General features: G+C 67.2%; 16 protein-coding genes. 3 read left to right on the top strand and 13 right to left on the bottom strand.

What is annotated here, in order from left to right:
- Window positions 1–92 precede the first annotated feature (92 nt).
- From MFM001_RS05655 to MFM001_RS05645, 3 genes are read left to right on the top strand one after another with little or no spacing between them, the layout of a single operon-like run.
- Window positions 93–1,589 (top strand): polysaccharide biosynthesis tyrosine autokinase, encoded by a 1,497-nt coding sequence (locus tag MFM001_RS05655; protein ID WP_116374257.1) that lies wholly within the window; start codon window positions 93–95, stop codon window positions 1,587–1,589.
- The gene (locus tag MFM001_RS05650) at window positions 1,586–3,004 is read left to right on the top strand and encodes an O-antigen ligase (RefSeq protein WP_116374256.1); all 1,419 of its coding nucleotides are present in this window, start codon (window positions 1,586–1,588) and stop codon (window positions 3,002–3,004) included. The genes MFM001_RS05655 and MFM001_RS05650 overlap by 4 nt, the downstream gene beginning before the upstream one ends.
- Window positions 3,001–4,107 (top strand): glycosyltransferase family 4 protein, encoded by a 1,107-nt coding sequence (locus MFM001_RS05645; protein WP_116374255.1) that lies wholly within the window; start codon window positions 3,001–3,003, stop codon window positions 4,105–4,107. The genes MFM001_RS05650 and MFM001_RS05645 overlap by 4 nt, the downstream gene beginning before the upstream one ends.
- On the opposite strand, the gene MFM001_RS05640 is transcribed toward MFM001_RS05645, so the two are convergent.
- From MFM001_RS05640 to MFM001_RS05580, 13 genes are read right to left on the bottom strand one after another with little or no spacing between them, the layout of a single operon-like run.
- Complete coding sequence (locus MFM001_RS05640; RefSeq protein WP_371685306.1) at window positions 4,019–5,119, bottom strand: glycosyltransferase family 4 protein; 1,101 nt, start codon at window positions 5,117–5,119, stop codon at window positions 4,019–4,021. The genes MFM001_RS05645 and MFM001_RS05640 overlap by 89 nt on opposite strands.
- 11 nt (window positions 5,120–5,130) lie before the next feature.
- The gene (locus tag MFM001_RS05635) at window positions 5,131–6,219 is read right to left on the bottom strand and encodes a methyltransferase domain-containing protein (protein WP_116374254.1); all 1,089 of its coding nucleotides are present in this window, start codon (window positions 6,217–6,219) and stop codon (window positions 5,131–5,133) included.
- 10 nt (window positions 6,220–6,229) lie between these two features.
- On the bottom strand, window positions 6,230–7,156 hold the full coding sequence (locus MFM001_RS05630; protein WP_116374253.1) for a bifunctional 2-polyprenyl-6-hydroxyphenol methylase/3-demethylubiquinol 3-O-methyltransferase UbiG: 927 nt from the start codon (window positions 7,154–7,156) through the stop codon (window positions 6,230–6,232).
- 13 nt (window positions 7,157–7,169) lie between these two features.
- Entirely contained in the window at window positions 7,170–8,396 is a 1,227-nt protein-coding gene (locus tag MFM001_RS05625) for a class I SAM-dependent methyltransferase (RefSeq protein ID WP_116374252.1), read from the bottom strand.
- Window positions 8,393–10,423, bottom strand: coding sequence for a glycosyltransferase (locus tag MFM001_RS05620; protein WP_116374251.1), 2,031 nt, complete (start codon window positions 10,421–10,423; stop codon window positions 8,393–8,395). The genes MFM001_RS05625 and MFM001_RS05620 overlap by 4 nt, the downstream gene beginning before the upstream one ends.
- A complete protein-coding gene (locus tag MFM001_RS05615; protein ID WP_116374250.1) occupies window positions 10,420–11,865 on the bottom strand; it encodes a flippase in 1,446 nt (481 codons plus the stop codon). The genes MFM001_RS05620 and MFM001_RS05615 overlap by 4 nt, the downstream gene beginning before the upstream one ends.
- Before the next feature lie 6 nt (window positions 11,866–11,871).
- A complete protein-coding gene (locus tag MFM001_RS05610; RefSeq protein WP_116374249.1) occupies window positions 11,872–13,386 on the bottom strand; it encodes a sugar transferase in 1,515 nt (504 codons plus the stop codon).
- Window positions 13,383–14,216 carry a WecB/TagA/CpsF family glycosyltransferase gene (locus MFM001_RS05605; RefSeq protein WP_238158926.1) on the bottom strand — a complete coding sequence of 278 codons (834 nt, stop codon included), beginning with the start codon at window positions 14,214–14,216 and terminating at the stop codon, window positions 13,383–13,385. The genes MFM001_RS05610 and MFM001_RS05605 overlap by 4 nt, the downstream gene beginning before the upstream one ends.
- A gap of 19 nt (window positions 14,217–14,235) precedes the next feature.
- Window positions 14,236–14,784 carry a dTDP-4-dehydrorhamnose 3,5-epimerase gene (gene rfbC, locus MFM001_RS05600; RefSeq protein WP_116374248.1) on the bottom strand — a complete coding sequence of 183 codons (549 nt, stop codon included), beginning with the start codon at window positions 14,782–14,784 and terminating at the stop codon, window positions 14,236–14,238.
- A complete protein-coding gene (locus MFM001_RS05595; protein ID WP_116374247.1) occupies window positions 14,785–15,828 on the bottom strand; it encodes an NAD(P)-dependent oxidoreductase in 1,044 nt (347 codons plus the stop codon).
- A gap of 42 nt (window positions 15,829–15,870) precedes the next feature.
- A complete protein-coding gene (locus MFM001_RS05590; RefSeq protein ID WP_116374246.1) occupies window positions 15,871–16,533 on the bottom strand; it encodes a PIG-L deacetylase family protein in 663 nt (220 codons plus the stop codon).
- Entirely contained in the window at window positions 16,530–17,327 is a 798-nt protein-coding gene (locus tag MFM001_RS05585; RefSeq protein ID WP_116374245.1) for a glucose-1-phosphate cytidylyltransferase, read from the bottom strand. Before MFM001_RS05585 ends, MFM001_RS05590 begins: the two co-directional genes overlap by 4 nt.
- Window positions 17,328–17,332: 5 nt before the next feature.
- On the bottom strand, window positions 17,333–17,617 hold the full coding sequence (locus MFM001_RS05580) for a WXG100 family type VII secretion target (RefSeq protein WP_045384667.1): 285 nt from the start codon (window positions 17,615–17,617) through the stop codon (window positions 17,333–17,335).
- Window positions 17,618–17,711: the final 94 nt, after the last annotated feature.

The following is a 17,711-nucleotide window of genomic DNA, read 5'->3' as shown; positions in this document are numbered from 1 at the left end:
AGGGCAGTTCGGTCACGAGGTTTGCCATTCGCCTCGATCTCAGACAGAATCGACGGGATTCGCTCGTCAGCGAACCGCAAGAGGGGTTACTGGTGGATTTCCGTACCTTTGCCCGGACAATTGCCCGGCATTGGCAGCTTGTCGCGGGTGCGGTGCTGGCGTGTCTGGTGGGGGCGGCGGCCGTCACGGCCTTCCAGACCAAGGGCTATCAATCCTCGGCAACGATCCTGATCTCGTTTTCCGGCGAAACCACCCTCACGGACGTGTATCAGGCGACCCAGGCCGCGCAGGAACGGCTGGCGTCGTATGCGCAGATCGCCGGCGGGCACGCGGTCGCCCAGCGCGCTGTCAACGACTTTCACGCTCCGGGCAGCGCCGACGCTCTGGTGAGCCAAACCCACGTGTCTTACACGCCGAAAACGACCCTCTTCACGGTCACCGTCGAAGACACCGACCCGGTGCGGGTCGCAGCGCTGACTGCCGCGATGGCCGACGCATTCGCCGCAATGGTTCCCACACTGGGTGCGGGCCCGCTCCCGCCGCCACCGCCTGCACCACCGAAACCCGTTGCGCTGCCGTCGCATTTAGACGGCGACGAGCCCTCAACGGGATTGGCAGCGACCGACGACGCCGGAACGCCGCAGCCGACCCCGTTGCCGCCGGCACCGGTCCAGCCACCCGTGCCGGTGGCCAGGGCCACGGTGATCGAGCGGCCCGGCATACCCGACGCCCCGGTCAAGCCCGTGCCGATGCGCAACATGGCGATGGGCCTTGTCGCGGGCGTGCTGCTCGGCATCGCGGTGGCTCTCACCCGCCAGGCCGCCGACCGCACCGTGCGCGACCGCGAACAACTCGAACAGCTGTCGGGCGCACCGACTTTGGCGGAGCTGCCCGGGCGGCGTGACGGCACACCGCGGTTCGGCGCCGAAGGCTCGTTCGACGACGCGATCCGCGGTTTCCGCACCCGGCTCCTCAGGGCGATGGGCCCCGACGCGCGACGGGTACTGGTGGCGGCGCCCTTCGGCGGCGAGGGCAGCACCACAACGGCGTTGAACCTGGCGATGTCGCTCACCGAACTCGGCGAGACGGTGCTGCTCGTCGAAGGCGACGTGCGCCGGCCCGTCATCGCCGGCCTGCTCGGCGTCAAGTCCGGATTGAGCCTGGCCAACGTGCTGGTGGACCGAAACGTCGCCGGCGAATCGCTGCGCGCCACACCAGTCGAGGACCTGTTCGTCCTGGCGTCGCGCAACGCCCGCGGCGACGAGACGCTGCCGCGCAGTGCGGATCTTCCAGATGTGTTGGGGGACTTGTCGGCTCGCTTCGGCCGAATGGTAGTCGACGGTCCGCCCGTGCTGGCGACCGCCGACACCGGGCTGCTGGCCGATGCGGTGGAAGCCACCGTCCTGGTCGTTCGCGCGGGCCGGACCACCGTGGATGAGGTCAAGGACGCCCTGCATGCGTTGCGTAACACCGGTACCGAGGTCGTCGGCACGGTGCTGACCGATGCCAGGGTGTCGCGGCACACCAAGGCCGCCATCCAGACCTACTGGCGACGGCCCTATCGGGCGAGGCTGCGCGGCGCGGCGTGATCGTCTACGTCCGCGACCGACAGCGTCTGCTGTTGAACGCGGCCGCGCTGGCGGTGTTTCTGTTCTGCTGCTTTGTCTTCGGGGTGTTCTCGGTACGCAACACCACGCAGGGCGTGATCCTGATCGGGTTCATGTTCTGCGTGGTGGTGTACTGGACAAGGCCGCAGTTAATGGCCTGGGTGGCAATGTTTTTGGCGTTCGCTTCGTTGCCGCAGGGATTGCCGCCCGGCAAAGTCATCGGCCCGCTGACCGTCTACGGCCACCATGTGCCGCTGTTGCTGGCGCTCTGCTATCTGCTGCCGATCGTGCGGCCACGGTTCTCCGCCTGCCTGTTGCCGGCCACTTTCGCCCTGACAGTGGTGTTTTTCGCCGTCGTCGGAATCGCGACCGGACACGACACTGCCGTAGTGCTGAAGGAAGCGATGTTCCTGCTCGAAATGGTCGCCGGGTCCATGCTGGCGATGTTGGTCGTGCAGGGCGACTACCTCAAGGAGGCGATCCACGCGGTCGCCGTCACGCTGTGGCTTTCGGCGGGCCTGGCCGTGCTCAGTTCGCTGCATGTGATCCAGCTGGCCGGTCGTGCGGAGAGCCTGGAGAGCACCACGGGCGCCGCCGAGGCCGTTCGCGTCATCACCAACACCCTGACGCCGGCGATCGCCGTGCTGACCACACTCGTCGCGGCCCAGATCGTCGGACGGGTCAGGCCCGCAACGTTTTTCGCGCTAGGCCCGCCAGCGTTGGTGGTGTCGATGCTTGCGTTCTCCCGCAACACGCTCATCTGTGTCTCGGTGGCCGCGGTCGTCGCCTTCGCCGCCAGCGTGGGCTGGCCGGCTCTGCGCCGGACGGCCGTGCTGGCCGTCTCGGGCGCGGCGATATTGGCGGCATCGGTGTCCGGGGCGCTGTTCCTGCTGCAACGCTCGACGGCCGGAGCGTGGCTCGGGGATCAGGTCACCGGATTCAATCACCGTGTACTGGGCGGGGTTTCGAGCAGCGCGCTCGCCACCGACTCCTCCACGCTGGCCAGACTGGCCGAGGACGCCAACCTCAACCGCGCGATCGCCAACGCGCCGGTTTTCGGACACGGCTTGGGCTACGCCTATCAGCTGCCGTACGGGGACGGCTCCGACGCGTTCGACACATTCGCCTCCACGCTGGGCACCACCTACTCTCACAACTTCTATCTGTGGTGGCTGTGCAAAGCAGGCGGCGTCGGCATGGCGGCGTTCGCGCTGTTTGCGCTCATCCCGGTGGTGCGGGCGCTTCGCAACGGGTCGGCAGCGGCGAAGGCCAGCGCGGCGGTCAGTGTCGGCCTGCTGGTGATGTCAGTGATCGATCCGCTGCCCGAAGAGCCGGGCGGCGCCCTGGCGCTGGGCCTGGCGCTGGGGTCGGCGATGGCGTTCGGGATGCGGCGATGAGTTCTGAGCAGCAGCGCCTGCGGGTGCTCATGGTGGGCCCGGCACCGGCCGGTGCCCACAGCCGGGGCGGCATGGCCACGGTCGCCGCGCTGATGGCGGCGCACCCCGATGAGCGCGTCGAGATCGGTGTCGTGCCAACGTTTGTGGACGCGCCGGCCTGGCAGCGAGTCGCGGTCGGTATCGGCGGGATGCTGCGCGCGACGTGGTTGGTGCTGCGCGGCCGGGTCGACGTTCTGCATGTCCACCTCGCGCACGGCGGCAGCGTGATCCGCAAGGCGCTGCCGTTGGCGGCGGCGCGGCGGGTGGGTGTGCCTGCGGTGGTGCATGGCCACAGCTACGACTTCGGCGGCTGGTTCGACCGGCTGCCGGCTACGGTGCAGTGTGCGGTCCGCCGGATGCTGATTGCCGACCACTGGGTGGTGCTGGGGGAGCGCCATGTCGAGGAGTACACCCGCCGGCTGGGGTTGACGGAGAGCCGGATCAGTGTGCTGCACAACGCCGTCCGAATTCCGCCTGGCGTGGTGGTCCAATCGGGTGTCGAGCAGGTGCACGCCGTGGCGCTGGGCCGGCTGGGGGAGCGCAAGGGCAGCTATGACCTGATCGCTGCGGTCGGCGAGCTCGACCGGGCAGTGCGGCGCCGACTGCGTGTCACGCTCGCCGGCGACGGGGAGGTCGACGCGGTCCGCGCGACGGTCGCCACCGCGGGCCTTGACGACACCATCCGGGTGACCGGGTGGCTGGACACCGCTGCCCGCGACCAACTGCTTTCTACCGCCCACGTTTTCGTTCTGCCCAGCCGCGACGAAGGCCTGCCGATGGCTCTGCTGGAAGCGATGGCGTGCGGCCTGGTGCCGGTGACGACCACGGCCGGCAGCATCGGGGAAGTGGTCAGGGACAGGGTCAACGGTCTCGTGGTTCAGCCCGGGAGACCACACGAAATCGCCCGCGCGTTAATCGCTCTAGTGAACGACGAGGGTATGCGCGTTCGCTTGGCGGCTGCCGCCCGCGACCGCGCTAGCGACTTTGCACTCGACCGCTGGTATCGGCAACTGACGCAGTTATGGTGCGATCTGGCGATCGAGCAGCCCGCACTGCGGCGATGACGTCCAGCAGACGGTCTGCGACACGCTCGACGCTGAACCGTTGCCGGTAATGATCCGCCGCTGCGGTGCCCTCGGCGGCCGCGGTGGCGGGGTCGGCCAGGCGGTCGAACGCGGCCGCCAGTCCGGCGACGTCGTCGACACCGACCGGCGGGCATTCCGGCGGTTGGTATTCGGGCAGGGCACCGTCGGTGGAGACGATCGGCATGACTCCCAGTTGCATCGACAGCACCTGCACACCGCTCTGCGAAGCCCGCCGGTAGTGGGCGATCGAGCCCTTGGCCGCCGCCAGCGTCGGCAGCACATCGGCGTAGCGGTACCGCCCGGGACGCCACCGGGTGTGCGCGGGCAGGGTGCGGGTAATGCTGAGCCCGTCACCGATGAGGACTAAATCATCGCCGCGCCAACCACTTCCGGTGATGTGCTGCTGCCAGGCCGCGAGTACCACGTCGAGGTTTTTGTACGGGTTGAGCCGGCCGATCAGCACGAAATCGCGGCGGGCTTCCGGTCCGGCCGGTGGCGGAACCACGGCCGGGTCGAGGTCGCTGGTAAGCGGGACGACGTGCACACGGGTGCCGGTCACGTCGCGGCGGGCCGCGGCGGCAGCGGCGACATGGTCGCTGAAGGTGACGGTGGCGGCCGAGCCTGCGCCCCAGCGGTCGAACACGAAGCGCTCGGCGGCCGGTCGCTGTTCGGCGGCGTCGTGCGGGCGGTGGTCGTGAATCAGCTGAATGCGGGGTGTGCGCCCGGCCAGCGCGATCCAGCGTGGATCGCGGACCAGCTCGCTGACGACGACGTCGGCGCGATAGTCGCGGATGCGGCGCCATGCTGCCAGCGTGGCGGGCCACGTGGACGCGGTGCGAAACCGTGGGTCCAGGACGAGTTCGTAGTCGCGGGCGGCGCCCGACTCCGGGTGCTGATCCGACGTCACCAGCAGCACGTCGGCGCCCCGCCGCTGCAGGGCTTCGGCCTGCACCCGCGCCAGCGGCCGCATCCACGGTGAAAGCCACAGCACCCGAACGGGATTCACAGCGCTGAGCCGGGCCCGGGATCGATCAGCCACCGACCGCTGAGCTCGGGATACTTGCGGCGCACTTCCTGATACAGGTCGGGCACGGTCAGAAAGACGCGATCGGGGTTGGCCGCGATCAGTTGCTCGGGGGTGATGATCGGAACGTCGGTACCCGGAATCCGGCGGCCCTGCTTGGCGGGTGATGCGTCGGCGACAGCGGGGAGCAGCCGCCGATCGACGCCCGCGATGCTGAACAAAGCCGGCACACGCGACGCGGCGCCGTACCCGTAGACCGGCCGCCGGTTGCGCCGCTGTGTCTCGAGCCAACTGCGCAGGCGCTTGGCGTGGACTTCGGCGGCCCGCTGAAGATGCCCGACCTCCGACGGGTCGGTGATGCCGAAGTCGCGCTCGCGCCGCAGGATTTCCCGGACATGCTCGTCCGGGGTGGCCTGGCCGTGCACGGCGGCAACCAGCACGGTCCCGCCGTACAGGTCGAATTCCCAGGCGCTCGCCACGCTCATTCCGACCGCGCCGAGCAGCCCGGTCAGCGCGGTCAGCGAATAGTAGGCGAAGTGACCGTGGCGCAAGGCATTCCATTGGCCCTGGCTGACGATCGTCAAGAGCGAATGGAATTGCAGCAGCAGCACCCCGTCGGGTGCCGTCGTCTTCGCACGGACCTCGAAGGCCGCCCGCTGGTCGCGTTCGTGCATGATCCCGAAGCTGTCGAGCACTACGTCTGCGACTCCGAACCTGACGAAGCCGCGTCTGGTCAACAGCCGCAACCATGTTCCGCCATGGGGGCTGCCGAACTCGCGGACCGTCTTGCCTCGCAGCCAGCCGGCATCCGCGACGCATTGAACGGCTTCGGCGGCCTGGTCGCGAAGGGCCCGCGGCTCGACGCCGCGTGGCTCGGACGTCACGGTGTCGTCGTGGGCGAGCTGGGCCAAGCCGCAGTGAGTGCACAAGTCCATCGCCAGCGGATGCGACGACTCCTCGGCGCTCACCGGTTGGGTGATCAAGGGAAAGTTATCCGCCGCCGGGACATTGCCCAAATCGAGCACTCGGTTCAGGTCGGTACTTTCACATCCTCGGCAGGCGGTCATGCCGGCTCCATCACGGCTTCTCCGCGGTCAGGGAAACGTTGTGGCCAAAGAGGCGAAGCTTTCCCAGCAGCCGCGCGCAGCGGTGGCGAAGGGTGTAATCGGGAACCCACAACAACACACGCTCCACTACCAGCAATAGCTGCAGATACGCTTGTCCCACAATCCTGTTGACCCGCGGATTGCGGACCGGGATGAATGGGAAGTAGACGCGGGTGAACCCCGCTCGCCGCAGCGCCGTCAGGATCTCGCGATGGGTGTACTCCTTGAGGTGCATGCCCAGCGGCCTGTCGCAGTTGAACACCCGGGACACATCGTGTGGTCCGCTGAACCGATGCGGGGTGCGGAAAATGTAGCGTCCGCCCGGCTTCAAGATGCGAAGCGCACCGCGCAAGTGTGCCTCGAGGTCGTCCGGGTGAAGGTGCTCGAGCACTTGATCCGAGATGGCGACGTCGTAGCCGGCGGCGGCTTCGAAGTCGTCCAGGTGCACGCCATCCGACACGCCCCACGAGAGATTGGGTGCGGTGGCATCCGAGTGTTTCGCACCGCGTTCCCGGGTGATCTCGGTGGCCTTGCAGAAAAAGCCTTGCTGCGCGAGAAACGTGATCAGTTCGCCTTTGCCCGAGCCGATCTCGTAAACCGCGAGCGGCGGTGCGCCGATCGCGGCACGCCACTTCTGGTGCTGCGCACGATTCGTCGCGACAGTGGCGTCCGATTCGCCGACAAAACGGTTGAGCCACTCCAGTTCGCTGTACAAACGGGTATAGCTGCGGTCGAACGTCTCCCAGCGATCCTCGGCGGTGGAGGTGAGCAGATCGTGGGTGAGTTGGCGTTCCAATTCCCAGTGCGCCAGGATCATCTGCTCGGTGATCGCCGCATCGGCGGGAATGGAATACACCGCTTTGTAGCGGGCGATCAGCGCCTGTCCTCTGGGCTCCATGGCGAAAGTCCTTTCACATCCCCGCGAAGTGCAGCGTCGGCAGCGGAAAGACCAGCCGGCCGCCCCAGTCGGCGATATGGGCGAGTTGCGCGGTCAGCTCGGTCTCCAGGTTCCACGGCAGCACCACAACCACGTCGGGACGGTCCTTGTCGATCAGCTCGGGTTCGTGGATAGGGATCCGCGTTCCCGGCGTGAACCGCCCGTGTTTGTAGGGGTTGCGGTCGACGGTGTACTCGAGCAGGTCGCTGCGGATTCCGCAGTAGTTGAGCAGGGTGTTGCCCTTGCCCGGCGCGCCGTAGCCGACGACACGCTTGCCGTCGGCGCGGCACTGCAACAGAAACCGCAGCAGATCCTGGCGCACCGCCGCGGCGCGCTGGCCGAGGTACAGATATCCGTGGATGCCGTGCAGGCCCGCGGCTTCCTCGACGCTCAGTACCTCCAAGACCCGCTGCGACGGAGGTCCTGCCGCCTCGTCGGGACGCGCCCAGATGCGGATCGACCCGCCGTGCGTCGGCAGGAGTTCGACGTCCACCACGGCCAGCCCGGCGGTGGCGAGCGCCCGCGTCGCCGAAAGCAGGGTGTAGTACTGGAAGTGCTCGTGGTAGATCGTGTCGAATTGCCCGAGGCTCACCAGGTTCAGCGCATGGTGCACCTCGATGCTCAGCCATCCGTCGTCGGCGAGCAGCCCGCGCAGAGCTCGGGTGAAGCCCAGCAGGTCGGGGATGTGCGCATAGACGTTGTTCGCGACGACCAGGTCGGCCGGACCGTGCTCGGCGCGGACCCGCTGCGCGAGTTGCTCGTCCAGGAACGCCGACAGCGTCGGCACACCGCGTTGGGACGCGGCGGCGCCGACATTCACCGACGGCTCGATTCCCAGGCACGGCACGCCCGCGGCGCCGACGTGCTGCAGCAGATAACCGTCATTGCTGGCGACTTCGACCACGAAGGACTCGGCGGAAAGCCCGAGCCGTTCGACCGTGCTGTCGACAAACGACTTGGCGTGCTGCACCCAGCTGTCGGAAAACGAGGAGTAGTAGGCGTATTCGGTGAACGTGTCCTCGGGTGTGATGAGCGTCGGTATCTGCAACAGCAGGCAGTCCTCGCAGAGCCGCAGGTGCAGCGGGAACGTCGGCTCGGGCAGGTCCAGCTCGTCGGCGGTGAGGAACTTTTCACACGGCGGGGTCGCGCCGAGGTCCAGCACGGAAAGCATTCGGTTCGACTCGCATAAGCGGCAATTCATCTGACCCTCGATTCGTTGTCTGTCCCCAGCACTGCCTCGATCGCGTCGAGGTAGGCATCGGTCATCGCCTCTACGGTGTAGTGCTCGCGCAGCCGGTCGAAACCGCGCTGACCCAGCGCGGCAAGCTCCGCCGGTTGGGACAGGATGTCGCTCAGCGCATTCCGCCATCCCGACACCGAGACCGGCTCCACGACGATCCCCGCCTTGCCGAAATCCAGCATTTCCGGGACGGCGCAAACCGCCGACGCCGCAACGGGTACCGCCCGGGCCATCGCTTCGAGGATCACCAGCGGGAACGCCTCGGAGCGACTGGGAACGCACAGCAGGTCGGCGTCGGCCAGCGCGGGCTCGGGCCCGGCCGACCAGCCGTGCCAGTGCACCCGGTCACGCAACTCCGCCGGAGTGGCGGCCTGCAGCCTTTTCCGGTCGGGGCCGTCGCCGAAGATCGACAGTGTCCACGGCATGTCCATCAGCCCGGTCAGCGCCTCGATCAGCAGATGGGGATTCTTGTGCTCGACAATGCGCGACAGCATGACCAGTCGCAGCGGCCCACCGGCAGGCCTTGTCCGCGCGGCCGGTTCGTTCGTGACGGCGACGCCGTTGGGTGCGACGAATCGCCGCCCGCGCAACCGATGCTGGCCGGCCAGCATGTCCCAATGTCGTTGGGCCAGCACGACGAAACCGTCGGCTCGGCGCATGGCGGCGGTCAGCGGCCGCGAATAGATGGGCCGATCCGGCTCCGGCGGAATATGCGGCGCCACCAGCCAGCGTCTTTCGCGCGCAGCCGCCCGCCACAGCGTGGCGAAGCCGGTTTCGGTGTTGGTGTCACCGCTGATCAGCACCGCAGGCCCGGCGGGAATGTCGACAACCGGCGCCCACCACGGCTGGCGGACCACCCGCACAGTGTGCGGGATCTCCCTGATCAGCGGGCCGAACCGTTGCACGCACACGATGGTGACCGGATACCCGCGCCGATCCAATTCCGTTGCCAGCAGCGCCTTCTGCCGCTCGGCGCCGCCGTAGACCAGGCGGTTGGTGGTGATCACGATCGCGGGCAGGCCGGTGCGACGCGCAGTGCCGCGGCGCAGGGTGCGCTTCGAGCGCTGCAGCCGGTCCAGCGCCGTCGTGGCGGCCAGGTACATGTCCGCGTGGTGGACACTGCTTTGGTGTTCGAGCGCCAGAGCGGCGTTGGCTCGCCACAAGTCGCGGTTGCGGCGCCGCTCGGGGGAGGCGACGTCGGCGCCGTGGGTCGTGCACGGTCCGGACGCATTCTGGCCGGTGACCGGACGACCGTGGTCGACGCCGATTTCGTCGGCCAGCAAAATGCGCCAGCCCGCGTCCCGGGCGCGGGTCTGCCAGTCGGCCTCGTCGCCATAGAGAAAGAACTCCTCGTCGAACCCGCCGATGGCGTTCCATGCCGCGCGGTTGATCGCCAGGCAGGCGCCGCCGATGTAGCCGTCGATGCACTGCGATTCGGCCGGCTGGCGGGTGTACAGATGTGAAAACGGCGTTCCGCGTAGCGCATCGGAATAGCCGGCGACGGCGACCAGCGCGCGTAGCAGCGTGGTGCGGCGCGTCGCGATGTCCCACGGCTTGGGCCCGGGTGCGCCGGCGTCGTGGATCATCGGCGACACCGCCGCGACATTGGGCTCACGCAGCAGCTGCCGGGTGCGGGTCAATGGTCCGCGCAGCCGGGCGTCGGGATTGAGCACCAGCAGGTCGGCGTCGGGCGGCGTGTGTTCCACCAGCGCGTTGAAGGCAGCGGTGAAGCCCAGATTCACCGGCCCCAGCACCCAATGCACCGTCGGGTACCGGGTGGTGAGTTCCTCCCGGCCGGGATATCCGTCGCCGCTGTTCTCGTAGACATAGACCGGCAACTCGGGCAGATGTTGGGCGACGAGGTCGAGGCACTCCTGCAGCAGGTCGTGGCTTTTGTAGGTCACGATCAGCGCGGCCAGCGTGCGTTGCGCCGGCACCGTTGAAAGCGCCTCAGCGCGTGGGGGTTTCAGATACGCCCGATCGGTCATGCCGCCACCTGCTTGTCGCGCATCGCTGTCAGGTCCGACCAGCGCAGCGGGCCGATCGTCAGGCTGACCGCCAGGTAGGTGGCAGCGGTCGCGGCCACCACCAGAACGACATGCCGGCCGGACAGCAGCACCGCCACTGAAACACTGGCGCCCACCGGTGCCAGCATGCGCAGCAGGAACGGCGCCGGCGTGCGGTAACCGCATTGGCGATGCAGCCACCAGCCGGCGATCGCTACGCCGAACAACTCGGTGCATACCAGCGAGACGCCGGCCCCGACGGCGCCGAATCGCCCGTCCAGGGCCACATTCAGCGCGACGTTGACCGCCAGGGCGGCAATCGACAGCTGCAGCAGAAACCGTTGGTGGTGGCAGGCGAACAAACCCTGGCTCAGGGTGCTGGCCACGAACCGCAGTGCTACCGCGACGAACAGCAGCGCCAGCGTGGGCGTCCCGCGGTCGACGAACGCGTGATCGCCGAACAGCGCTATCAGCGGTCCGGCCAGTAACGCGCCGACGACGGCGATCGGTACCGCCACGAAACTCATCAGCTCGACGCCGCGCCGGATGAAGGCCGCGAATGCGGCGACGTCACGGGTGAACAACTCGGTGGCCGTCGACAACGTCGACTTGAGAAAGAAGGTGGACACGATCGCGGTGTTGCCCGCGATCGTGTAGGCCAGACCGTACACGCCGACCTCGGAGTGGCTACTGAGCAAGGATAGGATCACGCCGTCGGCGCGCCAGTACAGGATGGCGACCACTGCTATTCCGATGGGCGCCAGGCTTTCTCGCAGCAGGTCGGCGGTCTCCCGCGCCGAGAAAATCGGTCGCAAACAGATGTGCCGGGCCGCGGCGGTGCCCTGGATCAGCAGTTGCAGTGTGGGCGGGATGAGTTGCGCGACCGCGAACCAGATGACGTCGCAGTGCGCCGCAACCAGCCAGCCGACCATCGCCAGCGTGCCCAGCCGGCCGATGACGTCGGACAGTGCTACCGCCGAAAACCGCACGGTGGCAAGGAACACCGGTTCGAAGCGGGTCGTCATCGTCAGCATCAGCAGTTGCGCTGACAGCACCACCAGCATCACTTGCACGTCGGCGTCGCGGTAGACGATCAACCCCGAGCCCACCGCGACGGCGGCAAGCGGAAGGCAGTACACCAGCGACAGGCCGCTGTTGACCCGGACCAGCCGCTCGAGTTCGCCGCGCCCCGAAGTGACCCGGCGCACGATGACAGTGCCGATGCCCAGATCGGCCAGGCTGGCCCACATTCCGATGAAGGCGAGCGCAATCGTGAGCTGCCCGTAGCGCCCGGGACCCAGGTAGCGCGCGGTCATCGCCACCGAGCTCACCGAGGCCAGCATGCCCAGTGCCCGGCAGAACAGCTGAATGGAGAACGCGTGCGCGATGCGCGTCGGCGCCACCGATGGCTCGAGCTTGGTCATGTCGGCTCAGTACGCTCCGTCCCGGGTGAGGACTGCTTTGAGCGTCCGGGCGATGATCAGGAGGTCGGCCGCCATCGACCAGTTGTCCACGTAGGACAGGTCCAGCCGAACCGATTCCTCCCAGGACAGATCCGAGCGTCCGCTCACCTGCCACAAACCGGTGACACCAGGCTTCACCAGCAGCCGGCGCTTGACGTCGCCGTCGTAGTTCTCCACTTCGCGCCGCAGTGGCGGTCGGGGGCCGACGACGCTCATGTCCCGCTTCAGCACGTTGATGAACTGTGGTAGTTCGTCGATGCTGAAGCGCCGAAGTATCCTGCCGACGGGCGTGACCCGGGGGTCGCGGCGGATCTTGAACAGCATGTTGCCCGCACCTTCGTTCAGCGGAAGCAGCCGGTCGAGTTGCGCGTCGGCGTTTTCGACCATGGTGCGGAACTTCAACATCGTGAACGGCCGACCGTCCAGGCCAATGCGTTCGGACCGATAGAAGACCGGCCCCTTGCTCGTCAGTTTGATCGCGATCGCAGCGGTCAGCAGAAGCGGTGACGTGCCGATCAGCGCCGCCAGCGAGAAGCAGAAGTCGAACGCGCGCTTCTGAAAAGACTTGGCGCCCTGGTATTGCGGCTTTTCAACGTGCAGCAAGGGGAATCCCGCAACCGGGCGCAGCGCAAGCCGCGATTCTGCAACGTCCATCACTCCGGGCGAGACCACCAGATCGACATCCATGGTCTCCAGCCGCCACATCAGCTGCCTGATGCCACGCACGCCGAACCGTTCCGTTCCGGTGATCGCCACCGTGTCCGCGCCGCAGCGCGGAATCGCAGCCAATGCGTGTGTTTCGTCCCCGAGGATCGGGATCTCGCGACCGTGCACGGTCAGTTTCTTGCCGCGCGACGAGCCGTATCCCGGGATGCCTACCCCGACCACGACGTAGCCGTCGCGGGGATTGCGCATGAGTTCATGGGCCAGATGCGAGACGCCGGGACGATCGCCGATGGCCAGCACCAACGTCTGATACTTGCCGGCGGCCCGCTGGCGCGCAATGTAGCGGCGCCATAGGTTGCGGCTCGCCAGCAGCCCGATGGTGCCGACGGGCAGAGCGACCGCCAAATAGCCACGCGCCAAGTCGATCTTGGCGAGCAGCGTGGACATCGCGATGATCCCGAACGTCCAGAAGGACGCGCTGGCGATGCGGCGGTACTCGTCGATGCCCGCCCCGATGATCCGGGGCGACCTGGTGTTGAACACGGCGGTCGACGACAGCCACAGCGCGGCGAAGAGTAGCGAGAACAGCGTCATCACCTGGCCGGGATAACCTGACGTGTGCGGTGATTCGCCGAACCTGATGTATTGGGCGAGCATGACCGATGCGACGACGATGGCGGTGTCGGTGACGCGCAGCCGCGCGGAATACCGGTGCTGCCAGTGGCGGGCCGGTGTGGCCGGCGACGCGACTGCAGGCGCCGCCACCGCCGGGCGGCGCGCCGGCTTCGACGCTGTCTTGGGAAGGGACGCCGTCATCCCGACCCGATCCGCTTGTACGCCAGCGTCTCCGGCACCCCGGTGTAGTGCACGCCGGGATAACAGATCAGCTGGGCACGGCTGGCCCGCAGCAGCGCGACCGGGCCTTGCAGCAGGTAGCGGCGGGCCAACCGCCGCGGCTCGTGGGACAACCGGTGCAGCCACTCCAGGCCCGCGCGCTGCATCCAGTCGGGCGCGCGGCGGGTGCGGCCTGCCAGGAAGTCGATGGCTCCGCCGCACGCCAGGAATATCCGTGCCCCGGTGGCGAATCCGTACTTGTCGACCCACTGCTCCTGCCGCGGTTTGCCGAGGCTGACGATCAGGATGTCTGTGCGGGCACTGCGGATTGCTGCCGCCAGCGTGTCCGAACACGACTCGACGGCCGTCGCGTCCGGCGCCCACATCCCCGAAACAGCCAGCGCCGGATAGTGCTTGGACAGATGTTCGGCCAGGCGCTGATGGGTGTCGGCGCTCCCACCGAAGAACCCGACCCGCTGGGAGGTCGCTTCGGCCAGCGCCAAAACACCGGGCAGCAGATCGGCTCCGGCGATCCGGGGCCACGGGCCGGCGGTGAGCAGTTGCCCCCGCCAGGCGATCGGCATCCCGTCCGCCAGCAGCAGCCACTCCAGCCGGCCGTCCGGCGCCGCACCGAGCTTGCGGAAGTGATGCAGGTGGTCCAGGTTCACCGAGCCGACCGCCAGCCCGACCGTGGACCGGGATCGCAGGCGGGAGCCGATGATCGACAGCACCTCGTCGGCCTTGCGGCGCTCGACGATGCTGCCGCTCACGACCATTCGCACGGCCGGCGCCGGCAACGTGTCAGATGTCATCGCGGGACCACACGCACGATCACAAGGCCGGCGTACCCGCCGGCGTGACAAACGGCCAGCTGGCGTCCTTTTCGGAGATGACGGTTACCGGCAGTGGCCAGGTGATGCTGAACTCCGGGTCGTCCCAGCGGAATCCCTGCTCGGCGGCCGGCGAATAGGATCCGCTGACCTGGTAGAGAACCTCGGTGTCGTCGGCGAGGGTTTGCAACCCGTGTGCGACGTACGGCGGCAGGAACAACGCCCGGTGGTTGTCGGCGGTCAGATGGACCATCACGTGCTTGCCGTAGGTGGGCGACTGCGGCCGCAGGTCGACCGCAACGTCGACGATGGAGCCGCGGGTGCAGCGCACCAATTTGGCCTCGGCGAACGGCGGCGCCTGCCGGTGCAGACCCCGCAGCGTGCCACGGGCATAGTTGTAGGAGATATTCGTCTGTGCGACAGCCACATCCAATCCGTACTTGGCGAATTCCTCGGCACAGAACGCTCGCGAGAAGAATCCTCGATGGTCGCGATGCGGTTCGATGTCGATGATGGTCACCCCTGCGACATCAGTGGGCGTGTACTTCACTCAGACCTCCGTCCAGAACAGCTTCTTGTCAACCTGCCCGGTCTTGAGCAGGTACTCGATTTGTTTGAGCCGGGTATGTCCCCGGCCGTGGAACGTTTCGGGGTCCATCTCGATCGCGTCGAACACCCGGTGCAGCTGGGCGGCGCCCGCGGCGACGGACCAGTTCGCGCGGAAGTCGCCGAATACCTCGTGGATCTTGCCGAATGCCACCCGGTAGCTGCGGTTGTCGGGATCGGCTGGGCCGAAAGTCAGTTCGCAACCCGGGAACTCGGCACCGACCGTCTCGGCGATTTCTCGGACCGTTAGGTTGTTCTCGTCGGTGCCGACGTTGACCACCAGGCGGTGGACGGTCTGCCGGTCGGCGTGTAGCGCACACCGGATCGCCTGGGCGATGTCCAGGGCATGCACCAGTGGCCGCCACGGGGTGCCGTCGCTGGTCATCGCGATGCGATGGTCGGTCCACGCGAGTCCGGCAAGGTTGTTCAGCACGATGTCGAACCGCATCCGCGGTGAGACGCCGAACGCGGTGGCGTTGCGCAGAAATGTCGGCGAGAAGTCGTCGTCGGCCATTGCCGCCAGGTCTCGTTCGACCAGCGCCTTGCATTTCGCGTAGGGCGTCATCGGGTTGATCGGGCTGCTCTCGTCGACCGTGCCCTCGGCGATGCCGTACACGCTGCACGACGACATGTAGACGAAGCGGCTGACACCCGCGCGTTTGGCCAGCGCGGCCAGTTGCACACTGCCGCGGTGATTCACCTCGAACGTCACGTCACCGATCAGGTCACCGATCGGGTCGTTGCTGAGCTCGGCCATGTGCACGATCGCGTCGAACCCACGAAGGTCATCGACGGTCACGTTGCGGATGTCGCGGATCAGGGTCAGCGGCTCAGCCTGATCCGGGCTGCCGGCAAGCCGGCCCGGGCACAGCCACCCGAAGCGGTAATAGCCCGTGTCCAGGCCGACGACGTCATGGCCGTCGGCCGAAAGTAACGGCGCGACAAGGCAACCCAGATATCCCTGGGTGCCGGTGACCAGCACTCGCACGGTCAGGTCCTTTCTCGATGTGTGTCGGCAGCGGCTGGTCGGCTAGTTGAGCGAATACTCCTCGCCGGTTTCGAGCACCGATTTCTCCACGGTGAATGCTTCGGCGTAGCGGGCGCGGCACTGGACGCCGCGGACCCGCATCAAGCCGAGAAAAGCCTCGTCGTCAAACCAGTCGCGGCCCGACTGAGATGGATAGCACTCCGCCAGCACAGCCGCCTTACGCTGTGCGGTTTCGGCCGAAACCGGAATGTACAGAGAAGGATTCGGCAAGTCCGATTCCCACTTGAGGATCTCGTAACCGAACGAGAGATGATCGCGAAACTCCGTCGGGATCAGCTCTGCGATCAGACGGTGGTCCTGGTGAGAGTCGCCGCGCTGCGGACCGAACACCACGTCCGGCTCACACTCGCGGGCGAAATCGGCGAGGTGACCCTTCACCGCCGCCCAATGGTCCGGAAGCCGGCCATCGGGCAGGTCCACAACCGTCAACCGCACGTCCGCCGACGGGCACAGTGCCGCAAACGCGTTCTTCTCTTCGACTTCCCGCTCGGTGCCGCCGCCGGTCAAGACCAGGGCATGCACCACCAAAGCGGGGTTGTGGCGGGCGATCTCCATCAAGGTGGCGCCCGTGCCGATGACAATGTCATCGCAGTGGGCGCCGATGGCGGCCACCGACGTCAACCGGGACGGCGTCAGTGAGATCATGCGGATCGGTCCCGCCGTCGGGGCGGATCCCACACCATCCAGGGGCGAGTGCCGTTGTTGTAGTCGGCGTCGAGCTCGGCGCGCTCCTTGAAGGTGTCGGCCGGTTTCCAGAAGCCGTCGTGGCGGTATCCGATCAGCCCGCCGGTGCCTGCCAGCGCCGTGCACGCGTCGCCGACCAGGTCGCCGTTCTCCGGTATCAGGTCGATGACCTGTTGGCGCAGCACAAAATAGCCGCCGTTGACCCAGATCGGGAACTTGGTGACGGGGGCGATTTCCTTGACGTCGCCGTCGTCGGCGATGTCGACGCAGTGAAATGACGACTGCGGCGGCACGATCAGCATCGAGGCCATGGCGCCGCTGCCGATCACCCGCTCGACGATGTCGTCGAGCGGAGCGTCGGTGAGCACGTCGGCGTAGTTGGCCAGGAAGTATTCGTCGTCGCCGAGGAACTTGCGGACGCGACGCAGCCGTTCACCGATCGGCGACTCGAGGCCGGTGTCGACGAAAGTGATTGCCCAGTCGGAGATATCGGAGTCGAGCAGCTCGACCTTGCCGCCCCGGATGATGAAGTCGTTGGACTCCGTCTCGCGGTAGCGCAGGAAGAAGTCCTTGATCTTCTCGGCGCCGTAACCGAGGCACAGGATGAACTCCTTGTGGCCGAAGTGTGCGTAGTAGCGCATGACGTGCCACAGCAGCGGGCGCGGCCCGACCATCTGCAGCGGCTTGGGTATGACGTCGTCCTCGGCGGTTCGCATCCGCATCCCGTAACCGCCGCAGAACAATACGACTTTCATCTGCGTTAGGCCCAGCTGGAGCCGACGGCGGAGTCGGTGGAGGCCATGTTGGAGCCGGCGGTTTGCACCTTTTGGCCGTGGGCGTTGGCTTGTTCGTAGATGACCTGGAAGTTGCGGCCTAACTGGGTGATGAACTCTTGGCAGGCTGTCGAGCCGGCGCCGCCCCAAAAGTCGCCGGCGGCAAGCACATCGCGGATGATGGCCTGGTGCTCGGCCTCCAGGGAGGCGGCTTGGGCGCGGATCAGTGCGCCGTGGGCGTCGACGTCGCCGAACTGGTAGTTGATCGTCATTTCTGGTTCTCCTAGGTTGTTGGTCGGCGACCCGCCGCGCCCGGCTGCGCCGCGCTTGCGATCGCCTCTAGCTGGACAGGATCTGCTGGGAGGC

It is taken from the genome of Mycobacterium sp. MFM001, assembly GCF_003402475.1.
Taxonomy (GTDB): domain Bacteria; phylum Actinomycetota; class Actinomycetes; order Mycobacteriales; family Mycobacteriaceae; genus Mycobacterium.
Note: the sequence above shows the minus strand (reverse complement) of the source record. Positions and strands in the feature narration are given on the sequence as shown.

Coding starts and splice junctions, on each gene's coding strand:
- MFM001_RS05605 (WP_238158926.1), bottom strand. CDS start 14,216: ATGACATCTGACACGTTGCCGGCGCCGGCCGTGCGAATGGTCGTGAGC.
- MFM001_RS05625 (WP_116374252.1), bottom strand. CDS start 8,396: ATGAATTGCCGCTTATGCGAGTCGAACCGAATGCTTTCCGTGCTGGAC.
- MFM001_RS05630 (WP_116374253.1), bottom strand. CDS start 7,156: ATGGAGCCCAGAGGACAGGCGCTGATCGCCCGCTACAAAGCGGTGTAT.
- MFM001_RS05590 (WP_116374246.1), bottom strand. CDS start 16,533: ATGATCTCACTGACGCCGTCCCGGTTGACGTCGGTGGCCGCCATCGGC.
- MFM001_RS05585 (WP_116374245.1), bottom strand. CDS start 17,327: ATGAAAGTCGTATTGTTCTGCGGCGGTTACGGGATGCGGATGCGAACC.
- MFM001_RS05580 (WP_045384667.1), bottom strand. CDS start 17,617: ATGACGATCAACTACCAGTTCGGCGACGTCGACGCCCACGGCGCACTG.
- MFM001_RS05645 (WP_116374255.1), top strand. CDS start 3,001: ATGAGTTCTGAGCAGCAGCGCCTGCGGGTGCTCATGGTGGGCCCGGCA.
- MFM001_RS05615 (WP_116374250.1), bottom strand. CDS start 11,865: ATGACCAAGCTCGAGCCATCGGTGGCGCCGACGCGCATCGCGCACGCG.
- MFM001_RS05635 (WP_116374254.1), bottom strand. CDS start 6,219: ATGACCGCCTGCCGAGGATGTGAAAGTACCGACCTGAACCGAGTGCTC.
- MFM001_RS05620 (WP_116374251.1), bottom strand. CDS start 10,423: ATGACCGATCGGGCGTATCTGAAACCCCCACGCGCTGAGGCGCTTTCA.
- MFM001_RS05610 (WP_116374249.1), bottom strand. CDS start 13,386: ATGACGGCGTCCCTTCCCAAGACAGCGTCGAAGCCGGCGCGCCGCCCG.